The sequence below is a fragment of the Arthrobacter sp. 01L42 genome, from assembly GCF_056400005.1.
Map to the genome: position 1 here is coordinate 1 of NZ_JBFTSL010000011.1, position 23,477 is coordinate 23,477.

Annotated in this window: 20 protein-coding genes and 1 rRNA gene; 16 read left to right on the top strand and 5 right to left on the bottom strand. The window is 67.6% G+C overall.

Annotated elements, in window-relative coordinates; translation table 11 throughout:
* From rrf to AC1DN2_RS11190, 13 genes are all read left to right on the top strand, one after another.
* Positions 1-90, top strand: a 5S ribosomal RNA gene (gene rrf, locus AC1DN2_RS11130); the annotation flags it as partial.
* Between the two features lie 443 nt (positions 91-533).
* Positions 534-2,654 (top strand): hypothetical protein, encoded by a 2,121-nt coding sequence (locus AC1DN2_RS11135; protein WP_476850373.1) that lies wholly within the window; start codon positions 534-536, stop codon positions 2,652-2,654.
* A 4-nt stretch (positions 2,655-2,658) separates the two neighbouring features.
* Complete coding sequence (locus tag AC1DN2_RS11140; protein ID WP_476850374.1) at positions 2,659-3,648, top strand: HAD-IIA family hydrolase; 990 nt, start codon at positions 2,659-2,661, stop codon at positions 3,646-3,648.
* A 9-nt stretch (positions 3,649-3,657) separates the two neighbouring features.
* Positions 3,658-3,996, top strand: a complete 339-nt coding sequence (locus AC1DN2_RS11145; protein WP_476850375.1) for a hypothetical protein — start codon at positions 3,658-3,660, stop codon at positions 3,994-3,996.
* Positions 3,993-4,805, top strand: a complete 813-nt coding sequence (locus AC1DN2_RS11150) for a TlyA family RNA methyltransferase (protein ID WP_459384348.1) — start codon at positions 3,993-3,995, stop codon at positions 4,803-4,805. The genes AC1DN2_RS11145 and AC1DN2_RS11150 overlap by 4 nt, the downstream gene beginning before the upstream one ends.
* A gap of 22 nt (positions 4,806-4,827) precedes the next feature.
* Positions 4,828-5,865 carry an NAD kinase gene (locus AC1DN2_RS11155; RefSeq protein WP_476850376.1) on the top strand — a complete coding sequence of 346 codons (1,038 nt, stop codon included), beginning with the start codon at positions 4,828-4,830 and terminating at the stop codon, positions 5,863-5,865.
* 3 nt (positions 5,866-5,868) lie between these two features.
* Positions 5,869-7,605, top strand: a complete 1,737-nt coding sequence (gene recN, locus AC1DN2_RS11160; RefSeq protein ID WP_476850377.1) for a DNA repair protein RecN — start codon at positions 5,869-5,871, stop codon at positions 7,603-7,605.
* Positions 7,606-7,705: 100 nt separating this feature from the next.
* Complete coding sequence (locus AC1DN2_RS11165) at positions 7,706-9,499, top strand: CTP synthase (protein WP_476850378.1); 1,794 nt, start codon at positions 7,706-7,708, stop codon at positions 9,497-9,499.
* A gap of 27 nt (positions 9,500-9,526) precedes the next feature.
* A complete protein-coding gene (locus AC1DN2_RS11170; protein WP_476850379.1) occupies positions 9,527-10,189 on the top strand; it encodes an NUDIX domain-containing protein in 663 nt (220 codons plus the stop codon).
* An 8-nt stretch (positions 10,190-10,197) separates the two neighbouring features.
* Complete coding sequence (gene xerD / locus AC1DN2_RS11175) at positions 10,198-11,229, top strand: site-specific tyrosine recombinase XerD (RefSeq protein ID WP_476850472.1); 1,032 nt, start codon at positions 10,198-10,200, stop codon at positions 11,227-11,229.
* 110 nt (positions 11,230-11,339) lie between these two features.
* Positions 11,340-11,861: an RNA polymerase sigma factor gene (locus AC1DN2_RS11180; protein WP_476850380.1), complete on the top strand. Its 522-nt coding sequence runs from the start codon at positions 11,340-11,342 to the stop codon at positions 11,859-11,861.
* A gap of 362 nt (positions 11,862-12,223) precedes the next feature.
* Complete coding sequence (locus tag AC1DN2_RS11185; RefSeq protein WP_476850381.1) at positions 12,224-12,619, top strand: hypothetical protein; 396 nt, start codon at positions 12,224-12,226, stop codon at positions 12,617-12,619.
* A gap of 35 nt (positions 12,620-12,654) precedes the next feature.
* Complete coding sequence (locus AC1DN2_RS11190; RefSeq protein WP_476850382.1) at positions 12,655-13,137, top strand: 8-oxo-dGTP diphosphatase; 483 nt, start codon at positions 12,655-12,657, stop codon at positions 13,135-13,137.
* A gap of 93 nt (positions 13,138-13,230) precedes the next feature.
* Here AC1DN2_RS11190 and AC1DN2_RS11195 read toward each other — a convergent pair whose 3' ends face one another.
* From AC1DN2_RS11195 to AC1DN2_RS11210, 4 genes are all read right to left on the bottom strand, one after another.
* Positions 13,231-14,370 (bottom strand): bifunctional 2-methylcitrate synthase/citrate synthase, encoded by a 1,140-nt coding sequence (locus AC1DN2_RS11195; RefSeq protein WP_028277410.1) that lies wholly within the window; start codon positions 14,368-14,370, stop codon positions 13,231-13,233.
* Between the two features lie 62 nt (positions 14,371-14,432).
* Entirely contained in the window at positions 14,433-15,335 is a 903-nt protein-coding gene (prpB, locus tag AC1DN2_RS11200) for a methylisocitrate lyase (RefSeq protein ID WP_230007909.1), read from the bottom strand.
* Positions 15,335-16,855, bottom strand: coding sequence for an MmgE/PrpD family protein (locus AC1DN2_RS11205; protein WP_230007910.1), 1,521 nt, complete (start codon positions 16,853-16,855; stop codon positions 15,335-15,337). The genes prpB and AC1DN2_RS11205 overlap by 1 nt, the downstream gene beginning before the upstream one ends.
* The gene (locus tag AC1DN2_RS11210) at positions 16,848-17,507 is read right to left on the bottom strand and encodes a GntR family transcriptional regulator (RefSeq protein WP_028277407.1); all 660 of its coding nucleotides are present in this window, start codon (positions 17,505-17,507) and stop codon (positions 16,848-16,850) included. The genes AC1DN2_RS11205 and AC1DN2_RS11210 overlap by 8 nt, the downstream gene beginning before the upstream one ends.
* A gap of 198 nt (positions 17,508-17,705) precedes the next feature.
* Here AC1DN2_RS11210 and AC1DN2_RS11215 point away from each other — a divergent pair, with 198 nt between their 5' ends.
* The gene (locus AC1DN2_RS11215; RefSeq protein ID WP_476850383.1) at positions 17,706-19,616 is read left to right on the top strand and encodes an AMP-binding protein; all 1,911 of its coding nucleotides are present in this window, start codon (positions 17,706-17,708) and stop codon (positions 19,614-19,616) included.
* A gap of 18 nt (positions 19,617-19,634) precedes the next feature.
* On the opposite strand, the gene AC1DN2_RS11220 is transcribed toward AC1DN2_RS11215, so the two are convergent.
* Entirely contained in the window at positions 19,635-20,573 is a 939-nt protein-coding gene (locus tag AC1DN2_RS11220; protein ID WP_476850473.1) for a LysR substrate-binding domain-containing protein, read from the bottom strand.
* A gap of 241 nt (positions 20,574-20,814) precedes the next feature.
* Between AC1DN2_RS11220 and AC1DN2_RS11225 the strand changes: the two genes are divergently transcribed.
* Positions 20,815-21,933, top strand: coding sequence for a PrpF domain-containing protein (locus tag AC1DN2_RS11225; protein WP_476850384.1), 1,119 nt, complete (start codon positions 20,815-20,817; stop codon positions 21,931-21,933).
* A 10-nt stretch (positions 21,934-21,943) separates the two neighbouring features.
* A complete protein-coding gene (locus tag AC1DN2_RS11230) occupies positions 21,944-23,389 on the top strand; it encodes an SLC13 family permease (RefSeq protein WP_476850385.1) in 1,446 nt (481 codons plus the stop codon).
* The last annotated feature ends 88 nt before the right edge of the window (positions 23,390-23,477 follow it).

The window sequence follows — 23,477 nt, forward strand, 5'->3', positions numbered from 1 at the left end:
CCCGGTCCCATCCCGAACCCGGAAGCTAAGACCCACAGCGCCGATGGTACTGCACCCGGGAGGGTGTGGGAGAGTAGGTCACCGCCGGAACACCATTAACGGTCGAGGACCCCCACCACCAGGTGGGGGTCCTCCCGCATTTAACCCCCTCCGGACCGGGACCCCGCAACACCTGCGGGAGCATCCCGCCACACCCCGCCAAACGTGAGGGAGCGTCACCGGACTTCCCGCCAAACGTGAGGGAGCGTCACCGGACTTCCCGCCCGAGGTGGGGGAGCGTCACAGCCGCCGTCGACCACCCAACTGCCCGGCAGCCGGCGGCCGCCGACAGAAGTGCCGCAGGAGGTTGTGAGACTTCCCACCGCGGGCCCCCGTCGACCTGATGCCGTTAGCCGGTGGCGGGTTGCTCGCCTAGAATTGGGGGAGATGTACGGACTTCGAAGCGCTTGATTTCGGGTTGCGTAGGAAACGAAACACGGAACAGAGCGGCTGCGATTGCGCCAGTGGTCAGCTCACAACAGGAGGATTCCAGCATGGCTGAGCACAATGATGGCAACCGCGGCGGCAAGGCCCCCGGCAACTCGGGCGGACGCAGTTCCGGTGGAGCCCCTTTCCGCGGCACCAGCAACTCTGGCGGCGATCCCCGAGGATTCCGTTCCAGGGAAGACCGTGACCGTAAGCCTTATGGTGATCGTGCTCCGCGTGAGGGCGGGGATCAGCGCGGCTTCGGAAACAGCGAGCGTAAGCCGTACAGCGGCGGTGGTGAGCGTAAGCCTTATGGTGATCGTGCTCCGCGTGAAGGTGGGGGACAGCGCAGCTTTGGTGGCGACAGCCGTCCGTCCTATGGTGACCGCAAGCCGTACAGCGGCGGTGGTGAGCGTAAGCCTTATGGTGATCGTGCTCCGCGCGAAGGCGGGGAACAGCGCAGCTACGGCGGCGGCGACCGTAAGCCTTATGGTGATCGTGCTCCGCGTGAAGGTGGGGGACAGCGTAGCTTCGGTGGCGACAGCCGCCCGTCCTATGGTGACCGCAAGCCATACAGCGGCGGCGGCGACCGTGACCGTAAGCCGTACAGCGGTGGTGGCGATCGTGACCGTAAGCCGTACGGTGATCGTGCTCCGCGTGAAGGTGGGGGACAGCGTAGCTTCGGTGGCGACAGCCGCCCGTCCTATGGTGACCGCAAGCCGTACAGCGGCGGCGGTGACCGTAAGCCGTACGGTGATCGTGCTCCGCGTGAAGGTGGGGATCAGCGTAGCTTTGGTGGCGACAGCCGCCCGTCCTATGGTGACCGCAAGCCGTACAGCGGCGGCGGCGACCGTGACCGTAAGCCGTACGGTGACCGTGCCCCGCGTGAAGGCGGCGGCCAGCGCAGCTTCGGCGGCGGTGGCGACCGTGACCGCAAGCCGTACGGCAGCGGCGAGAACCGCAAGCCCTTCGGCACCCGCGAGGATCGTCCCGCACGGGGCTTCGACCGTGGCGACTCGGGCCCGCGCCAGTACGGACGCGACCGCCCCGAGGACCGTCCGGTTCGCGTGCCCAATGCCCGCGACCTCCGCAGCGCCAACCGCCCGGACCGGGAGCGTTCACCCCAGATCGACGAGGACGTCACGGGCAAGGAGCTTGACCGCGCCACGCAGCACCAGATCAAGACCCTCGAAGGCACCAGCGCCGAATGGGTGGCCCGCCACCTCGTCATGGCCGGGAGGCTCCTGGACGAAGAACCTGAGCTTGCCTTCCAGCATGCCCTGGCAGCCAGCCGCCGTGGCGGACGCCTCGCGTCCGTCCGCGAAGCTGTCGGCCTGACGGCCTACGCAGCCGGCCACTATGGTGAAGCCCTCCGGGAATTCCGGACCTACCGCCGGATCAGTGGCTCCAACATGCACCTGCCGGTCATGGCCGACTGCGAACGCGGCCTTGGCCGCCCGGACCGTGCCCTGGACATGGCCCGGTCCGACGAAGCCAAGGATCTCGACGCCCCCGGCAAGGTGGAACTGGCCATCGTTGCAGCCGGGGCCCGCACCGACCTCGGGCAGCTCGACGCCGCGGTTTCCGAACTGGAAATCCCGCAGCTGGACATCAACCGCGCCTTTTCCTACAGCCCCCGGCTGTTCCGTGCCTATGCTGACGCGCTGACGGCAGCCGGCCGCGCTGCCGAAGCCGCCAAATGGCAACGCCAGGCCACCGTGGCCGAAAACGCGCTGGGCCTCGGGGCTGACGAGGAACCCGACATCATCGATCTCGGCTGGGACGAGGAAGAAGAAGCCCGCGAGGAGGAACGGCAGCGCCGCCTCCGGGCGCAGGAGCATGCTGACACGCACGCCGGAACCGAAGAGCGCGCACCGCGTGCCGCAGGTGCCGCTGCCGCGGCAGAAGCCACCGGCGCCGCAGCCGGAGTGGCCGGCTTGAACGCGGGCGATGAGCTCGCCAGCGACGACGGAGCCGACGACGCAGAAGCCGACTACTTCGAGTCTGACGACGCCGAGTCCGACGTGGATTCAGTGGAATCCGACGTGCTCGACGAAGCCGATGACGAAGCCGATGACGAAGCCGACGGCGAAGCGATCGACGAGGCCGACCTGGAACTGAACGATGACGCGGACGAGGAACTCTCCGCTGACTCAGAGCCGGCGCAGCACGAAAGTGTGGAGGACTAATCGCATGACGGGAACCGCCCTGATCGCCACCTTTGATGCCCTGCTCTCCGATCTTGACGGCGTTGTCTATGCCGGCCCCAACGCCATTCCCGGGGCCGTCGAGTCGCTGCGCCGGCTGGCCGGGGTGGGCGTCGGGCTGGGCTACGTCACCAACAACGCATCCCGTTCCCCGGCACAGGTGGCCCAACACCTGCGCGATCTCGGCGCCCCCGCCGAGGACCACCAGGTGGTGAGTTCCTCGCAGGCAGCGGCAGCGCTGCTGGCGTCGATGCTGCCGGCCGGGGCACACGTGCTGATCACGGGCAGTGCCGCACTTGCCCGGGAAATTGAACTGGTTGGCCTGGTTCCCGTCCGCGGCGCGGAGGATGCCCCCGTCGCCGTCGTTCAGGGCTTTAGTCCGGAACTTGGCTGGAAGGACCTCGCCGAGGCATCGTACGTCGTCGCCGGCGGCGCCCTGTGGGTGGCCACCAACACGGACTGGTCCATTCCCCAGGCGCGTGGAATTGCCCCCGGTAACGGGACGCTCGTGGCCGCAGTGGCAGCCGCGACCGGCAAGAGTCCGATCGTGGCCGGCAAACCCGAAGCCCCACTGTTCCACACTGCCGCCAAGCGGCTGGCGGCGGACCGGCCGTTGGTCGTCGGCGACCGCCTGGACACCGACATCCTGGGCGGCAACAACGCCGGTTTCGCCACCGTCGCCGTGCTGACCGGAGTGGACACGAGGGAATCGATCCTCGCGGCACGATCTGTGGAACGCCCCGATTTCCTCATCAATGATCTGACCGGCCTGTACGCGCCATACCCTGCCGTAGAGCACGACGCCGGGCGGTTCCGCAGCGGCACGGCCTCGGCGGTCGTGCGGGGGCAGTCGGTCCACATCAGCGGCGACCCCGCCGACCTCGATTCGTGGCGTGCCGCCTGTTCGGCCTGGTGGGCCGCAAACCCCGAGACGACCAGCGCGCTGGCTCCGGTCCTCGAGTGGTCCGATCACTAGGCTGGACACATGAGCGAGCTACACCAGGGACTGGACCAGGCCCCAGACGAACAGCCGGCTGAGGCGCCGACCCCTGCGGCCGATGTCGCCTGGCCCGAGCTGCCGTCGCAGCAGCTCCCGGCGGAGCTGTCCGGGCACGCCGCACCAGAACACGCGGCAGCAGTCCTGGATCCGGCCGTCAACGCTGTCCTGGACCGCCTCGGGGCCGTGCGGCAAATGCCTGTGTCCGGGCACGGCGAAGTCTATGCGGGCATGCATGATGCCCTGCTGGAGGCCCTGAACGAAGACGTGGCCGGCCACGCCGGCGTGGCGCGCCGTATCCATGCCGCGGGGAAGGGGGGATCGTGAGCCGGCTTGACCAGGCACTCGTCAGCCGGGGGCTCGCCAGGTCCCGGACCCATGCCGCCCGGCTCATTGCCGAGGGCAAGGTGAGCTCCGGTGGCGAGGTCCTCGCCAAGGCGTCCCTGCAGGTCCCGGAGGACGCCGCGCTGGACGTCACGGCCTCGGCCGAGGACGGCTACGTCAGCCGCGCCGGGCACAAGCTGGCCGGCGCGCTGGATGCCTTTCCCGCCGTCGACGTCGCAGGCAAACGGTGCCTCGACGCCGGCGCCTCCACCGGCGGGTTCACCGATGTGCTGCTTCGGCGCGGTGCGGCCCACGTGGTGGCCGTCGACGTGGGGCACGGCCAGCTGGTGCCGGAAATCCGGAATGACTCCAGGGTTTCCGTGCACGAAGGCCTCAACGTCCGCTACATGGCGGCCGCGGAAATCGGCGGACCGGCCGCCCTGACGGTGGCTGACCTGTCCTTCATCTCGCTGACGCTTGTGGTGGCGCCACTCGCGGCCTGCACCCTGCCCGGCGGCGACCTCGTCCTCATGGTCAAGCCACAGTTCGAGATCGGCAAGGACCGGCTGGGCCGGACCGGCGTGGTCACCTCGGAACGCGAACGCCGGCTCGCCGTGGGCAAGGTGGCTGCCGCCGCCGTGGACGCGGGCCTGGTCTTGTCAGGCCTCGCCCAGAGCCCGCTGCCGGGCCAGGACGGCAATGTCGAATACTTCCTGTGGATAAAACGCGCGATGTCGGAAGTCCCGCCTAAGATCGAGGAGCGGGACGCAGCTGTTGCTGCGTTGCTCGGAACAATCTGGCCGAACCACTAGTACCACCAGAAGGCGGAACCTGATGAGCAGGCGTGTCCTGATCCTGGCCCACACAGGGCGCGAGGAGTCCCTCAAGGCTGCCTGGGAAGCGTGTGCGCTGCTGCACGAATCCGGGCTGGTCCCCGTGCTGCAGGAGAACGAGCTCGGGGACATGGTCCGCTTCTTCGGCCGGCTCGACCACCCGGTCGAGGTCCTTCACGACCACGTGAAGCTGCCCGACGTGGAACTTGTCATGGTCCTCGGCGGAGACGGCACCATCCTCCGGGCTGCCGAACTGGTCCGCGAAGTCGACGTGCCGCTGCTTGGGGTGAACCTTGGCCACGTGGGGTTCCTGGCCGAGAGCGAACGGGCCGACCTCGCCCAGACCGTCGAGTGGATCGCCAGCCGTGACTACACGGTGGAAGAGCGCATGACGATCGACGTCCAGGTCTGGGTCCGCGGCCAGAAGATCTGGCACACCTGGGCCCTGAATGAGGCCGCGATCGAAAAAGGCAACCGGGAACGGATGCTGGAGGTGGTCACCGAAGTCGACGAACGCCCCCTGACCTCATTCGGCTGCGACGGCGTCGTCCTGGCCACGCCCACAGGCTCCACGGCCTACGCGTTTTCCGCCGGCGGTCCCGTGGTGTGGCCCGAGGTCGAGGCCCTCCTGATCGTGCCGATCAGCGCCCATGCCCTCTTCGCGAAGCCGCTCGTGGTTTCGCCGCGGTCCCGGCTCGCCGTCGAGATCCTGAACCGCACCGACGCCCAGGGCGTCCTCTGGTGCGACGGCCGCCGCTCGGTGGATCTGCCGCCCGGCGCGCGCGTCGAAGTGACCCGCTCCGCAACGCCCGTGCGTCTGGCCAGGACGCACCAGACCCCCTTCTCCGGCAGGCTCGTGCGCAAATTCCAGCTCCCCATCCAGGGCTGGCGCGGGCCCGTGCCCCAAACCCGGGCCATCCACACCGGCCCCCTCCCGATCATCCGCACGCCCCGTCCCATGCCGCCGCTTCCCTCGCCGCGCCACGCCGAACCCGGTGACGCGCCCGATCCCTTGCCAGATCCCACAACCGAGAAGTGAACCATGCTTGAAGAACTGCGTATCCGCGACCTCGGCGTCATCACCGACGCCACCCTGCCGCTGGGCCCGGGCCTCAGCGTGGTGACCGGTGAAACCGGTGCCGGCAAGACCATGGTGGTGACCGCCGTCGGGCTGCTCCTCGGTGCCAGGTCCGACGCCGGCGCCGTCCGCAGCGGCGCGAAGAGCGCCTCGGCGGAGGCTGTGCTGAAGCTCGACGCCGGCCACGCTGCCGTCGCGCGGTGCAGGGAAGCCGGGGCCGAGGTGGAGGAGTTCGACGGCGGTGTGGAACTGCTGCTGGCCCGCAGCGTCGGAGCTGACGGCCGCAGCCGGGCCTATCTGGGCGGACGCGCCGCGCCGGTGGGGGTGCTGGCCGAAATCGGCGAAACCCTCGTGGTGGTGCACGGACAGTCGGACCAGATCCGGCTCAAGAGCCCGGTGGCGCAACGCGGCGCCCTGGACAAATTCGCTGGCGAGAGCCTTGCGGGCGCGCTGACCGCCTATCAGGACCTCTACGCGCACTGGCATGCCAGCCAGGGCGAGCTGGACTCCTTGCGCAGTGCCGCGCGTGAACGCCTCCGCGAGGCCGAGTCGCTGCACGTTGCCCTGGCCGAGATCGACGCCGTGGACCCGCAGCCGGGGGAGGACGAGGCCCTCAAGGCCGAGGCCGTGAAACTGGCCAACGTAGAGGAACTGCGGATCGCGGCCAGCACCGCCCACCAGGCCCTCATCGCCGAGGACTTCGGTGAAGAAGCCGACGCCACCACCCTCGTGGACGCTGCCAAACGCACCCTGGAGCACGTGGCCGAACACGACGGGGAGCTGGGCTCTGCCGCGGCGCGCCTGGCCGAGGTCGGTTTCCTGCTCAACGACGTCGCCGCTGAACTCGCCAGTTACCAGGCCGCCCTTGACACGGAGGGCCCGGAACGGCTCGCCGAAATCGAGGACCGACGGGCCGCGCTGGCCAAGCTGGTCCGCAAGTACGCGCCGAGCATCGACGAGGTGCTGGTCTGGGCGGAGGAGGCCCGGGCCCGGCACGAGGAACTCCAGGACGACTCCACCAGGATCGAAGCGCTGGACGCCGAAGTCGCACGGGCCGAAACCGAGCTCCGGAAGAAGGCCGCCGGGATCAGCAAGGCCCGCACCAAGGCCGCCAAGGACCTCTCCGCGCGGGTCAGCGCTGAGCTCACGGCGCTGGCCATGGCCGATGCCACCCTGGTCATCAATGTGGAGCCCGCAGGCCAGCTGGGACCGTTCGGGGCCGACGAGATCTCCTTCCTGCTTCAGCCGCACTCCGGCGCGCCGGCCCGGCCGCTGGGCAAAGGCGCCTCGGGCGGTGAACTCTCCCGCGTCATGCTCGCCATTGAGGTGGTGCTTGCCGCCGTCGATCCCGTCCCGACGTTTGTCTTCGACGAGGTCGACGCCGGCGTCGGCGGCCGTGCCGCCGTCGAGATCGGGCGCCGGCTGGCGATGCTGGCCCAGCACGTCCAGGTCCTCGTGGTGACCCACCTGCCGCAGGTGGCCGCTTTCGCGAACCAGCACATCAGGGTCACCAAGACCTCCGTGCGGGGCGCTGACGGGGCTACCGCCACCGGCTTCACCTCCAGCGACGTGCAGCTGCTGGACGAGGCCGAGCGCGTCCGCGAACTGGCCCGCATGCTGGCCGGCCAAGAGGACTCCGAATCAGCCCAGGCCCACGCCCAGGAGCTGCTGGACGACGCCAAACTCCTCCCGCAAAGCTAGGCGGGCCCGAAAGGACCTCCGCAGGGACTTCCGCAAGGACCGCTGCTAGGACAACAATCACATCGGGATCCCGCCAAGGAACCCGTGGAAGGCCGAATTGATGATAAGCTCAAACCCCGTGGTGCAGCGATCAAACTCTCGTGTAAATTCCCGGTTTCCGGGCTCGTCCAAGACGACCAAACACATCTTCGTCACCGGTGGTGTAGCGTCCTCGCTCGGTAAGGGACTGACGGCTTCGAGCCTCGGCCACCTTCTGCGGGCACGCGGTCTGTCTGTAACAATGCAAAAGCTCGATCCCTATTTGAATGTGGATCCGGGCACGATGAACCCCTTCCAGCACGGCGAAGTCTTCGTCACTGACGACGGCGCCGAGACGGACCTGGACATCGGCCACTATGAGCGCTTCCTCGATGAAAACCTCGAAGGATCGGCCAACGTCACAACCGGCCAGGTCTACTCGACCGTCATCGCGAAGGAACGCCGCGGCGAATACCTCGGCGACACCGTCCAGGTCATCCCGCACATCACCGATGAGATCAAGCGGCGCATGCGGCTTCCCGCCGAGGGCAAGAACGCCCCCGACGTCATCATCACCGAAATCGGCGGCACGGTGGGCGACATCGAGTCCCAGCCGTTCCTCGAATCCGCCCGCCAGGTCCGCCAGGACATCGGCCGCGGAAATGTGTTCTTCCTCCACGTGTCCCTCGTGCCTTACATCGGCCCGTCGCAGGAGTTGAAGACCAAGCCGACGCAGCACTCCGTTGCCGCGCTGCGCTCCATCGGCATCCAGCCCGAGGCAATCGTGATCCGGTCGGACCGAGAAGTCCCGCAGCCGATGCGCGACAAGATCGGCCGCATGTGCGACGTCGACATCGACGCCGTGATCGGCTGCCCGGACGCACCGAGCATCTACGACATCCCGAAGACCCTGCACTCCCAGGGTCTGGATTCCTACATCGTCCGCGCCCTGGACCTGCCGTTCAAGGATGTGGACTGGACCAGCTGGGACAAGCTGCTCGACGCCGTCCACAACCCGAAGCACGAAGTTGAGATCGCGCTCGTGGGCAAGTACATCGACCTGCCTGACGCCTACCTGTCCGTCACGGAGGCCCTGCGCGCCGGCGGCTTCGCCAACGACACCAAGGTCAAGATCCGCTGGGTCCCCTCGGACGAATGCGAAACCCGTGAGGGCGCCGTGCAGTCCCTGGCCGGCGTCGACGCCATCTGCGTTCCCGGCGGCTTCGGCATCCGCGGCCTGGAAGGCAAACTCGGCGCCCTGAAGTACGCCCGCGAAACCAAGCTCCCGGTCCTGGGCCTGTGCCTGGGCCTGCAGTGCATGGTGATAGAGTATGCCCGCAACGTAGTCGGCCTCGAGGGGGCGTCCTCGTCCGAGTTCGAGCCGGACTCCAAGTACCCCGTCATCGCCACGATGGAAGAGCAGCTGGACATCGTTGACGGCAAGGGCGACCTCGGCGGCACCATGCGCCTGGGCCTGTACGAGGCCAAGCTCGACGAAGGCTCCGTCGTCGCCGAGACCTACGGCGCCACGAAGGTCAGCGAACGGCACCGGCACCGCTACGAGGTCAACAACAAGTACCGCGATCAGATCGCCGCCAAGGGCCTGTCGTTCTCCGGAACGTCGCCCGACGGCAAACTGGTCGAGTTCGTGGAACTTCCCCGCGACGTCCACCCGTACTACGTGGCCACGCAGGCGCACCCCGAGCTCAGCTCGCGGCCCACGCGCCCGCACCCGCTGTTCGCGGGCCTGATTGAGGCTGCCCTTGGCCACCAGCGGGCCGGCGACGCCGCGAACGCTGCAAGCAGCAGCCCGAGTGCAAAGGCCGATGCCCCGGCACCTGCGCCCAAGCCCTCGTCGGCAGCAGTGTCCAAGTAATTTCCAACTAAATCAAAGGACGGCGCGATGCCCGGTATGTCTGAGACCCCCAATGCTGCACGGCAGGTTTCGGATGAGCCGAGCCCGCGCCGTCTTTTGTCGTCCCGAAAGGTGTACGAGGGCAGGATCTGGGACGTCGTCAGCGACAGTTTCCAGCTCAACGACGACGGCGACACCCTGGTCCGGGACTACATCGACCATCCAGGCGCGGTGGCGGTTCTCCCGATGAACGACGACGGCGACGTGCTGCTACTCCGGCAGTACCGGCACCCCGTCGGCATGGACCTCTGGGAGATCCCCGCCGGGCTGCTTGACGTCGAAGGGGAGGACTTCGTCGTCGGGGCCGCCCGCGAACTGGCCGAGGAAGCGGACCTTGTCGCGGACCGCTGGAACGTGCTGGCGGACTTCTTCAACTCCCCGGGCTCCTCCAGCGAGGCCATCCGCATCTACCTGGCCCGCGGCCTGAGTGAGGTGCCGGGACATGAGCGGCACGTCCGCACGGACGAGGAAGCCGAAATCGAACTGCGCTGGACCCCGCTGGACGAGGCCGTGCAGGCGGTCCTTGACGGCCGCCTCCACAACCCGTCCGCCGTCGTCGGCGTCCTGGCCGCTGCCGCCGCCCGCGCGGGCAATTTCGAAAGTCTCCGCCCGGCCGACGCGCCCTGGCCCGCCCATCCCAGCCAGCGCTAGTGGAGCCGCTGATCGCCGAACCGCCGGCCCCGGCGCAACTTCCGGCCCCGGCGCAGGCAGCCGCTCCCGAGCGCCCGCCCGCCAGGGCGTTGACGGCGATCGACCGCGCAATCACTGACTACCTGCAGCACATGGGCGTGGAGCGGGGCCTCGCGGCCAACACCCTCTCCGCCTACCGGCGGGACCTGGCCCGCTACGCCAGGCATCTGGCCCACGCCGGCCGGGAACGCCCCGCGGAGATTACCCGGCACGACGTCACCGGATTCGTTCAGGCGCTCTCCGACGGGTCCGACGGCGGCTCCGCCCTGGGCATCCGCTCGGCGGCCCGGACGGTGGTGGCGGTGCGCGGACTCCACAAGTTCTGGGCCCTCGAAGGCATCACGTCCACCGACCCGGCCAGCGACGTCCACCCGCCCATGCCCGGCAAGCGGCTGCCCAAGGCCATCAGCGTCGATGAGGTCACCCGGATCCTCGAGGCGGCCGGCACGGACACGGCAACGGGCCTGCGCGACCGCGCGCTGCTCGAATTCCTCTATTCCACCGGTGCCCGCATCAGCGAAGCCGTGGGCCTGGACGTTGACGACATTTCCCTGCACACCTCCGGCGGGTCCGATGCCGGCGACGGGCCCGCGATCGTCAGGCTCTTCGGCAAGGGGTCCAAGGAACGCCTCGTCCCGCTCGGATCCTACGGGGCACGAGCCCTTGACGCCTACCTCGTCCGTGGCCGGCCCCTGCTGGCCGCCAAGGGCAAGGGCACCCCCGCCCTGTTCCTCAACGCCCGCGGCGGCAGGATCAGCCGGCAAAGCGCCTGGACCATTTTGAAGGCGGCGGCGGACAAGGCCCACATCACCAAGGACGTTTCGCCACACACGCTGCGGCACTCCTTCGCCACCCACCTGCTGGAGGGCGGTGCCGACGTCCGGGTGGTGCAGGAGCTGCTGGGGCACGCCTCGGTGACCACCACGCAGGTCTACACCCAGGTGACGGCCGATACGCTGCGGGAGATCTACGCCGCCGCGCACCCGCGCGCCCTGGGCTAAGGCGTAGTCAGCCGGGTCCCCGCACCGCGCCGGTGCCGGCAAACTTTTTTGCGGGCCTGTGTAAGAAAATGCCGTTCACTGGACACTTACACAGCAAGAAGAAGTCATCGATGTCCGGGGGAACCACCATGTTGGCTGCCAAAGAGCAAGCGTTCATTGATCTGCACACCGAGCACTCCGCGCGGGTCTACCGCTACATTGCCTGCCGTATCAGTGACCGGCACCGCGCCGAGGAACTGGCCGCGGACGTCTTCAGAATTGCCTGGGAGAAGGAGCTGTCGGAACCGCCCGGCATTGGCTGGCTGTTGGCAACGGCCCGGAATGTGGTCGGCAATGAGTACAAGGGCCGCCGTCGCCGCCAGGAACTTGTCGAAAGGCTGAAAGACGATGCGCGCAGCCAAATCCCCGAGTCAAACAATGAAGAACGAGGCGCCGTGGCAGAGGTGCTGGTGCAGCTCAGGGAGCGGGACCGCGAGGTCCTCATGCTCAGCTACTGGGACGAGCTGACCATCGCTGAACTGGCGCAGACGCTGGGATGTTCCTCATCCGCCGCTGCGGTTCGCCTCCACCGGGCACGCCGGGCGTTTGCGAAAGCTGCCCCCTCACATCTCATGACCGAACGGAAGGACTAGCCATGGACCGCATCGAACAGCTCATGAGGGATGCAAAACCTCGGGTGGGAGCGCCGGGAGCAGAGCCGGGAAGCGACTCTGCCCGCTCAATCGTATTTTCCACGGATCCGAATGTCGTCCTTTTGGCAGGGCGCGCTCCGGCACGACGGAATGCCGTGCGGTCTGCGGCCGCGACTGTACTGGCCGCTGCAGCCATCGTTGGCGCGGTGGTTGTCGGCGGCAATCTGATGCCGCAACCAGCGCCGGGGCCGGCCCAGACGGGCATCCCGGCCCCGACTGTCTCCGCCAGCCCATCGCCGTCGTCCCCAACCCCTTCCGCTGCCGCCCCCACAGCGTCTCCCACGAAAGCGGGTCCTGCCGCTTTGAGCACCGGCGGGGTCGCATGCACCCTGGCCAACATTGACCAGCAGCGCAATGACCAGCAGCGCGCGATCATCCCGATTGCCCCCGCCGACCAGGGCTACTACACGGTGCTGGGCTGCGCCGGCGGCTGGCTCGCCTATTCCATTTCCGGTGACGGGATCCGGGCGCTCCAGCTCGACGGCGGCAACGCCTGGTTCAAGATCGCCAAACTGCAGAACGGCCGATTCCTCTGCGATGTCCGGCAGGAGTGGTCCAGCGTCTACAACTGGGAGTTCCAAGCCACGAACAACCAGGGCCTCACGCCGCAGCAGGCCATGGACAAGGAATTCGCGCAGAAGGGGATACCGGTCGAACTGAGGCCGCAGCTTGTCGGCGACGGCCCGGCCGCCGGATAGCGCCGGCAGTCTGCGGCAGCTATAAGGTTGAGCACATGAAGCTCACGCCAGTCACTCTCTGCTTCCCGCTCCGTGATGCGGAGAGCGGCACCGAGGTGCTGCTGGGCATGAAGAGGACCGGCTTTGGCATCGGCAAGATCGTGGGAATCGGCGGCCACGTGGAGCCGGGGGAGAGCGACGCCGAGGCCGTGGTCCGCGAGGTCTGGGAAGAAGCTGGGATCATAGTGCTCCAAGAGGACCTGGCCCACGCCGGCGTTGTCGAGTTCATCTTTCCGGCCCGGCCTGACTGGAACATGTCGTGCCGGCTCTTCACCACCCGGCGGTGGCACGGCGAACCCGCCGAGAGCCCGGAAATCACGCCCGAATGGTTCGACTCCGCGTCGTTGCCGCTGGAGCGGATGTGGCAGGATGCGGGGCACTGGCTGCCTCCGGCGCTGGCAGGCGAAACGATCGACGTCGTCGTGGTCCTCAACGAGGACAACGAGACTGTTGCGTCGGTCCGGATCCCGCGACGCTGAAGTCCGCGGGCAAACAGCACGGGCCGGCCACCTACGAATAGGTGGCCGGCCCGTGCCGGCTGTCCGGTCCCGTGCGTCCCGCAGGAAGCCCTGCTACGCCAGGTGCCGTTCCTCGACGCCGTTGTACTCGCTCAAGGGACGGATCAGGGAGTTCGAATCCAGCTGCTCCATGATGTGCGCCGTCCAGCCCGTGATGCGGCTGGCGACGAACAGCGGGGTGAACGTGGCGGTGTCGAAGCCCATGAGGTGGTACGTGGGTCCGGTCGGGTAGTCGAGGTTCGGCTTGATCCCCTTCGCCTCGTCCATCGCCGTCTCGAGCCCGTTGTAGAGGCCCAGCAGCTCCGGCCGGCCATAGTGCGCGATCATCTTGTCCAGCGCCGACTTCATGGTGGGCACCCGGGAGTCGCCGTGCTTGTAGACGCGGTGGCCGAAGCCCATGACCTTCTTCTTGTGGGCCAGGGCGTCCTCCATCCAGGCCTTGGCCCGGACGTGGGCGTCCTCCAGGGACTCCTCCGGCCGGATGCCGATCTCGTCAAAGGTGTGCATGACGGCCTCGTTGGCACCGCCGTGCAGCGATCCCTTGAGGGCCCCGATGGCGCCGGTCACGGCTGAGTGCAGGTCCGAGAGCGTGGAGGTGATCACCCGGGCCGTGAAGGTCGAGGCATTGAAGGAATGCTCGGCGTACAAAATCATGGAGACATTGAACGCGTCGACTACTTCGGGGACGGCCTCCTCACCAAACGTCATCCAGAGGAAGTTGGCGTCGTAGCCCAGATCCTCGCGGGGTTCCACCACGTCCTGGCCGTGCCGGCGCCGCTGGTCGTAGGCCACCACGGCCGGCATCGCGGCGAACAGATCGATGGCCTTGGCCAGGTTGGCTTCGCGCGAGGCGTCCTCGGCGAGGGGGTGCCGGGCCCCCAACACCGACGTGGCAGTCCGGCAGACATCCATGGGATGCGCGGTGGTGGGCAGCGCGTCAATCACCTGTTTGACGACCGGATCCAGGGCACGCCCGGCGCGTTCCCGGGCGGTAAACTCCGCCAGCTGCTCCGCGTCGGGCAGCTCGCCGTTCCAGAGCAGGTACGCGACTTCCTCGAAGCTGCACTTGGCAGCCAGTTCCTGGACGGGGTAGCCGCGGTACAGCAGCGAGTTCGTGTCCGGGTTGACCTTGGAGACTGCGGTGTAGTCCACCACGACGCCGGCGAGGCCCTTTTTAATGTCCTGTTCAGCCATGCTGAAACTCCTTTGTTCCTAACGCCTGTATACCGGCACGTGCCGGAGGTTCTATGCGGGGCTTACTTACCGGGGATCTGGAAATTAAAGACTCCGGTATCGAAACGGTTGTAAGCCTCGTAATCAACGAGATCGTACAAACGCGCACGGGTCAGCATGCTTCCAACCTGTGCCTCCTGGGTTCCGTCGGCCTTAATCGATTCCAGAGTACGCTCCGCAGCGCCCATGGCACTACGGAGCAGCGTCACCGGATAAATGACCATATTGACGCCGACGCCGGCCAGCTCCTCCACGGTGAACAAGGCACTCTGGCCGAATTCGGTCATGTTGGCCAGGATCGGGACGTTGACAGCGTCGCGGATGGCCTGGAATTCGGCCAGGTCCTTCATCGCCTCCGGGAAGATCGCGTCCGCACCGGCCTCCACGAGCGCTTTGGCGCGCTCCTGGGCGGCCTCGAGCCCGTCCGTGGCGCGGATGTCGGTCCGGGCCATGATCAGGAAGTTCGGGTCGCGGCGGGCATCGGCCGCGGCCCGGATCCGCTTGGTGGCGGTTTCCAGGTCCACGACGTTCTTCCCGTCGAGGTGGCCGCAGCGCTTGGGGTTGAACTGGTCCTCGATGTGGCAGCCGGCCAGGCCGGCGTTCTCGAGTTCCTGGACCGACCGGGCCACGTTCATGGGCTCACCGAAGCCGGTGTCGGCGTCGACGATTGCCGGCAGGTCCGTCATCCGGGCGATCTGCCCGGCGCGGGTGGCGACCTCCGTGAGGGTGGTCAGCCCGATGTCCGGCAGGCCCAGGTCATTGGCGAGGACGGCGCCGGAAATGTACACCCCGGCGAAGCCCTTCTCCTCGATCAGCCGCGCCGAGAGCGGGTTGAACGCGCCGGGGAACTGGGCGATGGTGCCGGAGGCGAGGATTTCGCGGAACCGGATCCGCTTTTGCTCCGGGGTGACTTTCGAATACAACATTAGAAGAGTCCCTTCGGGGCGCCGGCGAGGTCGATCACGCCGTCGGCGGCCTGGATGTTCAGCTGGTCCAGCTCGCCGGCGGCGAGCTCGGGGAGCCGGGCGGCGGCGGCGAGGAAGCGCTCGATCTCCTCGTCGGCCACCAGGCCCGCGGCGAGGGTGCGGAACTTGTTGACGTACTGCTCCCGGGCGAACGGCCGGGCGCCCAGCGGGTGGGCATCGGCGACCGCGATGTCATCAGTGATGACCGTGCCGTCCTTGAGCGTGATCTCCACGGTGCCGCCGAAGGCCTTCTCGGCGATGTCCAGGGAGTGGTAGCGGCGGGTCCATTCCGGGTCCTCGACCGTGGTGACCTTGTGCCAGAGTTCCACGGTGTCGGGGCGGGCGGCGCGTTCCGGGGCGTAGGAGTCCACGTGGTGCCAGGTGCCGTCCTGCAGGGCGACGGTGAAAATGTACGGGATCGAGTGGTCCAGCGTCTCGCGGCTGGCCGTGGGATCGTACTTCTGCGGGTCGTTGGCGCCGGAGCCGATCACGTAGTGGGTGTGGTGGCTGGTCTTGATCAGCACGGATTCGACGTTGGCCGGGTCCGTGACCTCGGGGTGTTCGCCGTTGAGCTTGCGGGCGAGGTCGATCCACGCCTGGGCCTGGTATTCGGCCGAGTGTTCCTTGGTGTACGTGTCCATGATGGCCCGCTTGGCCTCGCCGGCCTCAGGCAGCGGCACGGTGTAGGAGGCGTCCGGGCCGTCCAGCATCCAGGCGATCACGCCGTCTTCGCCCTCGTAGATCGGTACGGGCGAGGTCTGGCCGCGCATCGCCCGGTCCGCGGATTCGACGGCCATTTTGCCTGCGAACGCGGGGGCGTGCGCCTTCCAGGTGGAGATTTCGCCCTTGCGGGACTGCCGGGTGGCGGTGGTGGTGTGCAGCGCCTGGCCGACCGACTGGAAGATGGTCTCGACGTCGAGGCCCAGCAGGGTGCCGATGCCGGCGGCCGCGGACGGGCCGAGATGGGCCACGTGGTCGATCTTGTGCTTGTGCAGGCAGATGGCCTTGACCAGGTTGACCTGGATCTCGTAGCCGGTGGCGATGCCGCGGACCAGGTCCCGGCCGCTGGAACCGACGTGCTGGGCGACGGCCAGGACCGGGGGGATGTTGTCACCCGGGTGCGAGTAGTCCGCGGCCAGGAAGGTGTCGTGGTAGTCGAGTTCACGGACCGCGACGCCGTTGGCCCAGGCGGCCCATTCGGGGGAGACGCGTTCCTCGATGCCGAAGACCTTGGCGCCCTTGCCGCCGGTGCTGGGGCCGTGGGTGAGGGCCTGGGCCCGGGCCGCGACGATCGGGGCGCGGTTCAGCGAGGCAACCGCCACCGAGGCGTTGTCGATGATCCGGTTGATCACCATGTCGGTGACCTCATCGGTGACCTCCACGGGATCCGCGGCGACCTTGGCGATCTTGTAGGCGAGCTGGTCCTCGCGGCCCAGGTTTTCCTCGCTCTTGTAAACGCGGACGTGGTGTTCCTTAACCATGGTGCTCCCTTTGCTGAGGTGTATGGGTGGCTTTGACGTGCGAAAGACTGCGGTGCAGGTGAAGCGTGGTGGCGGCCTCGGCCAGGCGCGGGTTGCCGGCGGCGATCGCCTCGGCGATGGCCGCGTGCTCGGCGGCTGCGGCAGTAAGCCGGGCGGCGTCGTCGGCGGCCAGGCGCCGGACGCGCACGAGGTGGACGCGGAGACTGCGCATGGCCTGGACGAGGTAGGCGTTGGAGATGGCGGCGTCGATGGCCGCGTCCAGCCGTCCGACCAGCCCGTAATAGTCGTGCAGAGCCGGATCCTGTCCGCCGATCAGTTCCGGGGCCTGGAGCAGTTCGCGCCGCAACGCATCGAAGGTTGCGGGGTCGCCGCGCTCGGCGGCCAGGGCGGCGGCCCTGCCCTCGAGGGTTTCGCGCAGTTCGAACAGTTCGTCGATGTCGTCCAGGGAAATGTCGGTGACGACGACGCCGCGGCCGCCCGCCGTCGTCGTCAGCCCTTCAGCCGTGAGCCGGCTCAGGGCCTCCCGCAGCGGGGTGCGGGAGATGCCGAGGCGCGCCGACTGTTCCACCTCCGCGAGCACGGTTCCGGGCAGGAGGCGCCATTCGATGATGTCGTCGCGCAGGGCCGCGTAGGCCTTGTCGCTGGCGCGCATCCTGCCTCCTTCGGTGGCGGCTGTGTCGGGATGGAACATCATCAGTGTATACACGCAACGGCCCTTTGCCCAGCAATTGCCGCCTGTGGTGAACAAATAGCCGAGTTGTGTATACATGACCCTTGTATCACCGGTCCGCCCCGGTTTACCCTTGTCTATCATTGGTCGCATCACAACGTCGTGGACAGGATGTACGTCATGGTCACCAAGAGCTACAGGGCAGCCTACGAACGGAGCCTGGAACATCCCGCAGAGTTCTGGCTGGAGGCCGCGGAAGGGATCTCCTGGCAGACGTCCCCGCGGCAGGCCCTCGAGGCGGGCCGGGCACCGCTCTACGACTGGTTTCCGGACGGGGTCCTGAACACGTCGTACAACGCCCTCGACCGGCACGTCGCCCAGGGCAGGGGTCAGCAGGATGCCCTGGTCTACGACTCCGCGATGGTGGGCATCCGGCAGAGCTATACCTATGCGGAACTGACGGACCTCGTGGCCCGGTTCGCCGGCGTCCTGCGCCGCAGCGGCGTCGGCAAGGGCGACCGCGTGGTGATTTACATGCCGATGATCCCCGAGGCCGTGATCGCGATGCTGGCCACCGCACGGCTCGGCGCCGTGCACTCGGTCGTCTTCGGCGGGTTTGCCCCCAAGGAACTTGCCGCCCGCATCCGCGACGCAGCCCCCGCGGCGGTGGTGACGGCGTCCGGCGGCATCGAGCCGTCGCGCCGGATTGAGTACCTGCCTGCCGTCGCCGAGGCCCTCAGTATCGCCGGCGCCGCCGAAACCCCGGTGCTGGTCAAGGCCAGGGACGGCTTCGGCTCGACGGTGGCCTCCATGGCGGCCGAGCACCCCGGGTGGCTCGACTGGGACACCGAGATGGCCTCCGCCGAGGCGGCCGCGCCGGTGGACGTCAAGGCGACGGACCCTCTGTACATCCTCTACACCTCGGGCACCACCGGCTCGCCCAAGGGCGTGGTGCGGGACAACGGCGGCCACGCCGTGGCCCTGAAATGGACCATGGAAAACCTCTACGACGTCGGCCCCGGCGACGTCATGTGGACCGCCTCGGATGTCGGCTGGGTGGTGGGCCACTCCTACATCGTCTACGGTCCGCTGCTGGCCGGCGCCACCACGGTGCTGTACGAAGGCAAGCCGGTGGGGACGCCCGACGCCGGCGCGTTCTGGCGGGTCATCCAGGACCACAAGGTCAACGTGCTGTTCACCGCGCCCACCGCGCTGCGGGCCATCCGCAAGGCCGACCCTGAGGGCCGGTTCCTGGACAAGTACGACATTGCCAGCCTGCGGACCCTGTTCGCGGCCGGCGAGCGGCTGGACACCGATACCTTCCACTGGGCCTCCCGGGTGCTCGGTGTTCCGGTGGTCGACCACTGGTGGCAGACGGAGACGGGCTGGGCCATCTGCGCCAACCCCCGAGGCCTCGGCGGACTGCCGATCAAGGCCGGGTCGCCGAGCGTCCCGATGCCCGGCTTCCGGCTCAACGTCGTCGACGGCGCGGGCGGGGACGTCGAGGCCGGCACGGAAGGCAACATCGTCCTCGGCCTGCCGCTGCCGCCTGGCACCCTGACCACGCTCTGGCGCAACGACGACCGCTACATTTCCTCCTACCTCCAGGCGTTTGAGGGCTACTATGCCACCGGTGACTCGGGCTACCGGGACGAGGACGGCTATGTCTTCGTCATGGGCCGCACGGATGACATCATCAACGTCGCCGGACACCGGCTCTCCACCGGCGCCATGGAACAGGTGATCGGCCAGCACCCGGCAGTTGCCGAATGCGCCGTGATCGGCCTCGCCGACCCGCTCAAGGGCCAGCGGCCCAGCGGCTACGTGGTCCTCAAGTCCGGGGTGGACGTGCCCGAGGACGTCCTGGTCAAGGACCTGATCGCCCTGGTCCGGCGCGACATCGGGGCCGTGGCGGACTTCAAGCACGTCACCGTGGTGGATGCCCTGCCGAAGACCCGTTCGGGAAAGATCCTGCGCAAGACCATGCGCCAGATCGCCGACGGCGAGACCTACGTGGTGCCCTCCACGATCGAGGACGCCGGCGTGATCGACGCGCTGCTCGACACCCTGCGCCCCGGCCCTACGGAGTGACCGGAGCAGCCTCGTGGTCTAGTGATAGTCGCCGGCCCGTTCGCGGGCGATTTCCAACAGGGTGGAGTGGAAGGCCACCTCGGCCGGGGCATAGACCTTGTCCTCCCGCTGCGCCAGCAGTATTCTCCGCAGCGGGGCAGCGGAACCCAGGCTCAGCACCTTCACGTCGGGATGCTGAAGTGCCACGGCGGTTTTGGGCACCATAGCCACGCCCATTCCCACGCTGACCATGGCCTGGGCCTCCTGGTAGTCGTTGGCCAGGAAGGCAATCTCCGGTTCGAATCCGGCGTCGTGAGCGGAACGCTGCAGCACCTCCACGACGGGGTGGGCCTCGGCGCGCACGATCCAGGACTCGTTGCGCAGGTCTTCCATGCGTACCTGCTCCCGCTCGGCGAGTGGATGGCTGCGGGCCACCAGGATAACGGTGCTCTCCCGGAAGACTTCGGTTACGCGGATGGAATCGTCCCGGAACGGGTTCCAGGGGTAATCCCAGAGCAGGCACAGACCCGTGACCCCGGACTGCAGATCTGCGACTAGTTCGTCGAAGCGGGCGCTGCGCAAAGAGAGGCTGATGGCCGGGTAGCGCTTCTTGAAGGTCCGGATGACGATGGGCAGGAAGGATCCGGCCAGGGTTGGGAATGTACCCACAGTCAGGGAACCGCGTCTGAGGCCGGCAATCTGGCCCAGGTCGGACCGGGCTGCCTGCATCTGCCAGACGATCTTGCGGGCGTGGCCGGCCAGAACCTGGCCGGCCTCGGTGGGCACCACCCCGCGGGAGCGGCGGGTGAGCAGAGGCTGCCCCACTTCCTGTTCGAGCTTGCGCAGCTGCTGGGAGACGGCCGAGGGCGTGTACATCATCAACTCGGCCGCCGCGGTGATCGAGCCCTGCTCCACCACCTCCAGCAGAAGCGCCAGCCGCCTTATGTCGAACAAATCCTGACCTTCGTCCTTTAGCAACGCTTCACCCTTCTTCGCCTTTGGTTCATTCCCTGCCGGGACGAGGCCTGCCTTGAGGACTTCGAGCACTTTTCCTGGCAACGGACGCTTTGCAGCTGGGGAATAATCCTCCAGCGCTCTATGAATTAAGCAATCCTACATCCCCCTGAAAAAATCCAACATTGTCTAAAGTTGTGATCTGGCTCAATCTCTTTTCAGGTCCTCATTCAAGTCTGAGGCACGAGGAGAAGCGGGAAACACCATGAAGATCGAAGCCCAATGGATGCGCGGAGGCACCAGCAAGTGCTGGGTGTTCGAAGCGGAGCATCTTCAGGCGGGCGGCATCAGCCTGGATGTGCTGCTGCCGCGGCTGTTCGGCAGCCCGGATCCGCGCCAGATCGACGGCGTCGGCGGCGCCACCTCGACCACCAGCAAGGCCGTGATCGTGCACCGGCCCGTCAGTGGCGACGTCGACGTTGAGTACACCTTTGCCCAAGTCGGTGTCGAAGAAGCCGCGGTGGACTGGGGCAGCAACTGCGGGAACGGCTCGGCGGTGGTGGGTCTGTACGCCATCGAGAAGGGCTGGGTGCTCCCCAACGGAGACGTCACCCGGATCGTCACCCGCAACACCAACACCAACCAAATCATCGTCCAGCGCGTGGCCACCCCTGCCGGAGCCCTGGCCTCCGTTCCGGACGCCCGGACGCCAGGCGTACCCTTCCCCGGCTACGCTGTGGGGCTCGGCTTCCAGGACCCTGCCGGCAGGACCACCGGTGCGCTGCTGCCCACCGGTGCGGCCACTGACACCCTCACCGCCGGCGGAACCCGCTGGACTGTGTCGATGGTCGACGCCGGAGCGCCCGTCGTGATCGTCAACGCCGAAGAACTGGGCCTGGACCCGGCCAGGTACGACAGCTGGCGCGCCGGAGTGGAGCTGCAGCTGGATACCCTGGAGCAGATCCGGCGGCAGGCGGCGGTGCGGATGGGGCTGGTCCGCACAACAGCCGAAGCGGCCCGGGCCATCCCCAAGCTCGCCATCGTCGCCGCGGCCGCCCAGGCTGACCCAGACTGCGACGCCAACGTCATGATGCTCTCCATGGGCAAGCCCCACCCGGCCCTGGCCATCACCGGCAGCATCGCCCTGACCCTGGCCGCCCGCACCCCCGGCACCGTGCTGCACACCATTACGGGCGACTCCCTGGGGAGCACGCTCCGGCTCCGCACCCCCGCCGGGGTCATCGAGACCTGGAGCGAGGAGCACGACGGGACGCTCCTCGTAGGCGTCGACCGCACGGCCCGCACCATCGCCACAACCATCATCCATCTCCCCGAGGTCCCCGGCAGCGCCGTCGCTGCCTCCCTCGCGGGAGCCACCCGCTGAGGAGACCATCATGACCAAGACTGAGCACCGCACCGCTGTCGCTGCGGACCAGACCCGGGACAACGATGCCCCGCGTCCAACCCGCCGCCGCCGAATCCTACTGGCGGCGGCCGCCGGGTTCGCGTTCCTGGCTTTGATTGCGCTCGTGCTGGGGGGTGATATCTTCAACCCTTCGGCCACCCCGCAACCGGAGCACTCCATGACCGCTGTCCAAATCATCCCGCTCGTCATCCTCGTCATTATGTTCATCGTCGCCACGAAATGGCCGCTGAACATCGGCGTGATGGGGCTGGTTGCCTCCTTCGGCGTCGGCTATTTCATGCTCGGAATGACGGACAAGCAGATCCTCGAAGAGTTCCCCGCCAGCATCGTCGTGACGATCATCGGAGTCACGTACTTCTTCAGCATGGCCCAGCGGAACGGCACCATCGACATCATCGTCCAGACCTGTGTACGCCTCGTCAGGGGCAAGACGATGCTGCTGCCCTGGGTGTTCTTCCTGATCGCTGCTGCGCTCACGTCACTGGGCACCTTCTCGCCGGCCGCCGTCGCGCTGCTGGCGCCGGCGGCCATCGGCTTCGCCTACGAGTCCCGGATCCATCCCGTCTTGATGGGCGCATTCATCATCAACGGAGCCCACGCCGGCGGCTTTTCCCCGCTGTCCGTCGCCGGCGTGCTGGTGCACGATATCGCCCTGAAGAACGGATTTCCCATTTCCCAGGGCGCACTCTTCATCGCCAGCTTCGCTCTTAACCTCATTCTCTCCGTGCTCACCATCGTCCTGTTCGCCCTCCTGGGCAGGCTGCGGGACGGCGAAGGCGGCCAGCATGCCGACGTCGACACCGCCCGCACCAGCCGCCCTCGCGGGCAGCAGATCCTCACGCTGGCACTGATCGCGGTGATGCTCGTGTGCACCCTGGGCTTCCACCTGCCGATCGGCTTTGTCGCACTCTCCGCCGGGCTCCTGCTGGCGCTGGTCAATATCAAAGAACACCAGACGTTCATCGGCGGTGTCTCCTGGTCCACCGTCCTGCTGGTAGCCGGCATGATCACCTATGTCTCCCTGCTCCAGCACGTTGGCGTCATCGACACCCTCGCCGAGCAGGCTCTGGCACTGGGCGCACCGCTGCTGGTGGCGCTGGTCCTCTGCTATGTCATTGGCGTCGGCTCAGCCTTCGCCTCCTCCACGGCGTTGCTGACCGCGTTCATTCCCCTGGCCGGTCCGCTCCTGGCTACCAGCTCGCTGAGCGCATCAGGAACGGTCGCGGCGCTGGCTATAGCTGCCACGGTGGTGGATGTCTCGCCCTTCTCCACCGACGGTGCGCTGGTGGTCGCCAACGCCCGCGACAATGACAGGCAGCGAGTGTACCGGCAGCTGATGGCGTATGCCGGGGGAGTGGTGCTCGTAGCCCCGGCCCTCGCCTGGGTCCTGCTGGTTCCCACCGGCATCATGTAACCGAGCGGCCACCGGCGGTGCGGCTACCGATAGCCGGGCCGACCCCGCCGCATTGAATGAAGTCTTCGTTTGCGGCAAGTAACCACGC

Coding starts and splice junctions, on each gene's coding strand:
- AC1DN2_RS11170 (WP_476850379.1), top strand. CDS start 9,527: ATGCCCGGTATGTCTGAGACCCCCAATGCTGCACGGCAGGTTTCGGAT.
- AC1DN2_RS11205 (WP_230007910.1), bottom strand. CDS start 16,855: ATGGTTAAGGAACACCACGTCCGCGTTTACAAGAGCGAGGAAAACCTG.
- AC1DN2_RS11195 (WP_028277410.1), bottom strand. CDS start 14,370: ATGGCTGAACAGGACATTAAAAAGGGCCTCGCCGGCGTCGTGGTGGAC.
- AC1DN2_RS11135 (WP_476850373.1), top strand. CDS start 534: ATGGCTGAGCACAATGATGGCAACCGCGGCGGCAAGGCCCCCGGCAAC.
- recN (WP_476850377.1), top strand. CDS start 5,869: ATGCTTGAAGAACTGCGTATCCGCGACCTCGGCGTCATCACCGACGCC.
- AC1DN2_RS11215 (WP_476850383.1), top strand. CDS start 17,706: ATGGTCACCAAGAGCTACAGGGCAGCCTACGAACGGAGCCTGGAACAT.
- AC1DN2_RS11180 (WP_476850380.1), top strand. CDS start 11,340: ATGTCCGGGGGAACCACCATGTTGGCTGCCAAAGAGCAAGCGTTCATT.
- AC1DN2_RS11155 (WP_476850376.1), top strand. CDS start 4,828: ATGAGCAGGCGTGTCCTGATCCTGGCCCACACAGGGCGCGAGGAGTCC.
- AC1DN2_RS11230 (WP_476850385.1), top strand. CDS start 21,944: ATGACCAAGACTGAGCACCGCACCGCTGTCGCTGCGGACCAGACCCGG.
- prpB (WP_230007909.1), bottom strand. CDS start 15,335: ATGTTGTATTCGAAAGTCACCCCGGAGCAAAAGCGGATCCGGTTCCGC.
- AC1DN2_RS11165 (WP_476850378.1), top strand. CDS start 7,706: ATGATAAGCTCAAACCCCGTGGTGCAGCGATCAAACTCTCGTGTAAAT.
- AC1DN2_RS11190 (WP_476850382.1), top strand. CDS start 12,655: ATGAAGCTCACGCCAGTCACTCTCTGCTTCCCGCTCCGTGATGCGGAG.
- AC1DN2_RS11210 (WP_028277407.1), bottom strand. CDS start 17,507: ATGCGCGCCAGCGACAAGGCCTACGCGGCCCTGCGCGACGACATCATC.
- AC1DN2_RS11225 (WP_476850384.1), top strand. CDS start 20,815: ATGAAGATCGAAGCCCAATGGATGCGCGGAGGCACCAGCAAGTGCTGG.
- AC1DN2_RS11145 (WP_476850375.1), top strand. CDS start 3,658: ATGAGCGAGCTACACCAGGGACTGGACCAGGCCCCAGACGAACAGCCG.
- AC1DN2_RS11140 (WP_476850374.1), top strand. CDS start 2,659: ATGACGGGAACCGCCCTGATCGCCACCTTTGATGCCCTGCTCTCCGAT.